Origin of the sequence: uncultured Clostridium sp., assembly GCF_934754915.1 — a bacterium.
GTDB lineage: Bacteria > Bacillota > Clostridia > Clostridiales > Clostridiaceae > Clostridium.
Genome location: NZ_CAKVKB010000238.1, coordinates 1 through 3,581 on the forward strand (window position 1 = coordinate 1; position 3,581 = coordinate 3,581).

Genomic DNA, 3,581 nt, shown 5'->3' on the forward strand with positions numbered 1-3,581 from the left:
AACTTCCTATTTTTGACATTAAATCATCAACTCCATATGACCTACTTATTATACTAAAAAAAAAAGAAAAGGACAAATCTTTATGTAAGCGTTAATCATAAAGTATCCTTTTCTTATTAAATAAATTAACCCATAATAGTTGATAATACGGCAAAACTTTGCGCATCAACTGTTGAAGTATTATTCGTACCTTGGAAATTAAATGTAACTGTATATTGTTGTGTAGCTTCATCTAAAGTACAACCAATATCTGTTACATCTTCTTGTCCTAGACCTGCATTGGCAAGAACTGCATTGATTGCTTGTTGTTGATTTTCATCAAAAGAAGTTGATTCTTCTTTTTTAGTTTCTTCCTTCTTCTCTTCTATAGGTGCAGTCGTAGAAACATCTTCACTATTACTTCTTTTATAATTTCTTTCTCGTATAATACCATCTTTACCAATCTTATACTCATAAAATCCAGTAGTTGTATCAAAGCTTACAGTATAGTATTTCTTCTCTTCTTGAACAGATACATTCGAGCATTCTTTTTTTGTAGCATTTGCATCATCTCTTGCCACTTCTAGAATATCATTTTGAGTGATTTCTAATTCACTATTGCCACATCCAGTTAATAATAGAGTTGAAGCTAAAATAATAAAACTATTTCTTCTGCTTTTTACCATTGTCTTCTCCTCCATAACCATATCCGTAGCCATATCCATAATTACTATCACTTGCTGATTCTACTTTATTTAATACAACACCCATGACGTGACCACCATTTCTTTCAACATCATTAATGGCTGCTTTAACTTTACGTTTATCTGATGCCTTAGAGTCAACTACATAAAGAACACCGTCACTTACATTACATAATGGAATAGCATCAGATGCGACTGCCATTGGTGGACAGTCAATAATAATATATCCAAATTCTTTACGTGCTTGTTCTAAGAACTTAGCTAATCTTTTTGATCCTAATACTTCACTAGGATTTGGTACTCTATGACCTGCAGTAATTACTGATAGTGCATATCCTCCATCATATTGTACTTGTTGTACACCTTCATAAGAATGAATGCTTGTACCTTCTCTAAATTCAGAAATAATGTTTGTTAATCCAAAACGATTTGAAATTTGTAATGTTTTATGAACTGAAGCATTTCTTAAATCACAGTCAATTAATAACACATTTTTATATTTAGCAGCCATAATACGAGCTAAGTTACAAGCTATAGTACTCTTACCTTCATTCGGAATTGTACTCACTACGTTGATTACTTGAATTGCATCATCCATCTGACTAAATTCAATATTTGTACGTAATCCACGATAGATTTCATCCACATCAAATTGATTTCTTTTCTTTCTTGCCATTTCTATCTCCCAAAGAAACCAAACAGTTTCTTTTTCTTTACAACCTCAATATTTAATATTGCTTTATTACTCAGTAATAACTTAGGATTCTCATAAAATAAGATATCCGCATTGCCTTGCCCAATACGTTTTGATACTACAGAATACACATCACTCAATTTTTCAATTCTATTTCCACTCGCTCTATGCGTATCTGTACAAATCACATCACAATATCCATTGTCTAATAATTCTAATGCATTCGCTTGGATTTTCTTTCCATTCACACCAAGAATCGAAGTACGATTTAACTGTAAAACACAACCCACATCTACCCAATGATCAATAATGTCATAATCTAATCCATCATGGAAATATCTTTCAATATGAGCCAGTACTGGAATAAACCCCTTCATCTTCAATTCATATAAACATTCATCTCTATAATCAATCGAATGAATATCACGAAGAACATTGTATTCTACTAACATGTATTTACTACTATTTAAAGTAGGATATAAATCTAATTCTAATCCATCAATAAATTCACTATTCATCATAACTTCCCCACCAAAATAAATAGGGATAGGACTCATCTTTCTTAATTCTAATTGACGAGTTACCATTTCATTATAGATATGAACATCTAATTGACCAGGAATAAAATGAGGTGTACTACATATACCTACAATACCATCCTTCTTAGCAGATTCTAATGAACTAATGGCATCCTCAACACTTGGCATACCATCATCAATACCCCAAGCAATATGAGAATGCAAATCAATATACTTAGCCATTATAGTTCAGGAATCTCGCAGAATACTGGAATGCCCAAGTATTTTTCTGCCTCTTCCTTCGTACGTAAACGATTATCAAATAAGAATCTCAATGTTGCATAACCACAACCTAATACAAAACCTACCATAGTAGCTAATAAAGTATTCTTCTTAACATTTGGACCACTAGGTACATAAGACAATTTTGCCTTGTCTACTACTTCAATATTACGAACATTCAAATTCTTCTGCATAGTACGAACAAAAGTACTTACTGTATCATTAGCGATATCCTTAGATAATTTAGGATCCGTCGTTGTAGCTGAAATTGTAATAATCTCCGTATTAGATTCATTCGTTACACTAACAAACTTTTTAACACTAGAAGCACTATCCAACCCAACATCTTTAGCTACCTCAGACATAATGTTGTTTTGAGTTAATAAGTTCACCGCATTCGTAACCAATTTACTATTGGCCATCTGTGAATTATAATCCAAAGAACCACTCTCACTAATCTGTGGTGTTAAATAAATTGAAGTACTAGCCGTATACGTTGGAGCAATCAATAATTTGGTTCCAAAGAACCCACAACAGGCAAATAATAAACATAAAACAATAATCAATTTAAAATATTTTAAAACCGAAAGAAACAATTCTGATAAATCAATAGTTTCTTCTTCTAGAATGTCAACTTGATTCATTCTTGAATTCATAATACCCTCCCTTTTTTTATAGAAAACATTACAATGAAATTAATTACTATATAACAATTATTCCAATGTATCTTTTGCGCATATAAGTATAGCATAAATATAATATCTATTGAAAATAAAAATTTCACAATATAATTTATAATTGCAATACTTTACATTAAAAAAAAACTTAGCCATATGTTTTTCTTCATAGCTAAGTGTCAATTTTACTAAAATTTATATACATCATTAAAAAAAAAAAACTTGCGGATTGTTCTTCAAAATTAGATATTAAATTTAATTCATAATCGCACATATTCATAGAATCTGTTATTGTATTGCAAAATTCGAATATATCCGATTCAATGTCATATCCAGCCTTAACAATGTAAACACATCCACAATGAGGGTAGCACTCAATGTAAGAATTAAATAGAAATTAATAGCATAACTTTTTAATAGCATCAGATAATTGTAGTAACCCATTCGTATTGTAATTGTCGAATATTCTAATATCAAGTACCCTCTGTGGATTCATCTATTTTAAATTAAATTCTATACGTATATTTCATTACCACTATCAACAGGAAAAGATTACTGGTCTAAGAACAATAATGAGTCTATATACTGTTTTATTAAATGTGACTTTTTTTATAATTTATAATATATAATATTATATTATTAAGATTAGACATCATGAAATTGCCACTTCTGCGCCTTTGAACCATTTGACTCATATAATTGTATATTTGAGCCATCTTTTGCTTCG

The 3,581-nt window shown here is 30.4% G+C and carries 4 protein-coding genes; all 4 read right to left on the reverse strand.

Annotated features, from left to right (window positions below):
* Positions 1-125: 125 nt before the first annotated feature.
* Genes Q0F58_RS18115 through Q0F58_RS18130 form a run of 4 tightly spaced genes read right to left on the reverse strand, consistent with a single transcriptional unit; the run spans position 126 to position 2,833 of the window.
* Positions 126-665 carry a hypothetical protein gene (locus Q0F58_RS18115; protein WP_294379257.1) on the reverse strand — a complete coding sequence of 180 codons (540 nt, stop codon included), beginning with the start codon at positions 663-665 and terminating at the stop codon, positions 126-128.
* On the reverse strand, positions 643-1,359 hold the full coding sequence (locus tag Q0F58_RS18120; protein ID WP_294379260.1) for a CpsD/CapB family tyrosine-protein kinase: 717 nt from the start codon (positions 1,357-1,359) through the stop codon (positions 643-645). The genes Q0F58_RS18115 and Q0F58_RS18120 overlap by 23 nt, the downstream gene beginning before the upstream one ends.
* A gap of 2 nt (positions 1,360-1,361) precedes the next feature.
* Positions 1,362-2,138, reverse strand: a complete 777-nt coding sequence (locus Q0F58_RS18125; RefSeq protein WP_294379262.1) for a tyrosine-protein phosphatase — start codon at positions 2,136-2,138, stop codon at positions 1,362-1,364.
* Entirely contained in the window at positions 2,138-2,833 is a 696-nt protein-coding gene (locus tag Q0F58_RS18130) for a YveK family protein (protein WP_294379264.1), read from the reverse strand. Before Q0F58_RS18130 ends, Q0F58_RS18125 begins: the two co-directional genes overlap by 1 nt.
* Between the last annotated feature and the right edge of the window lie 748 nt (positions 2,834-3,581).

Bases quoted from the DNA above. Each gene is read 5' to 3' on its own strand.
- Q0F58_RS18115 (WP_294379257.1), bottom strand. From the start codon at position 665: ATGGTAAAAAGCAGAAGAAATAGTTTTATTATTTTAGCTTCAACTCTA.
- Q0F58_RS18120 (WP_294379260.1), bottom strand. From the start codon at position 1,359: ATGGCAAGAAAGAAAAGAAATCAATTTGATGTGGATGAAATCTATCGT.
- Q0F58_RS18125 (WP_294379262.1), bottom strand. From the start codon at position 2,138: ATGGCTAAGTATATTGATTTGCATTCTCATATTGCTTGGGGTATTGAT.
- Q0F58_RS18130 (WP_294379264.1), bottom strand. From the start codon at position 2,833: ATGAATTCAAGAATGAATCAAGTTGACATTCTAGAAGAAGAAACTATT.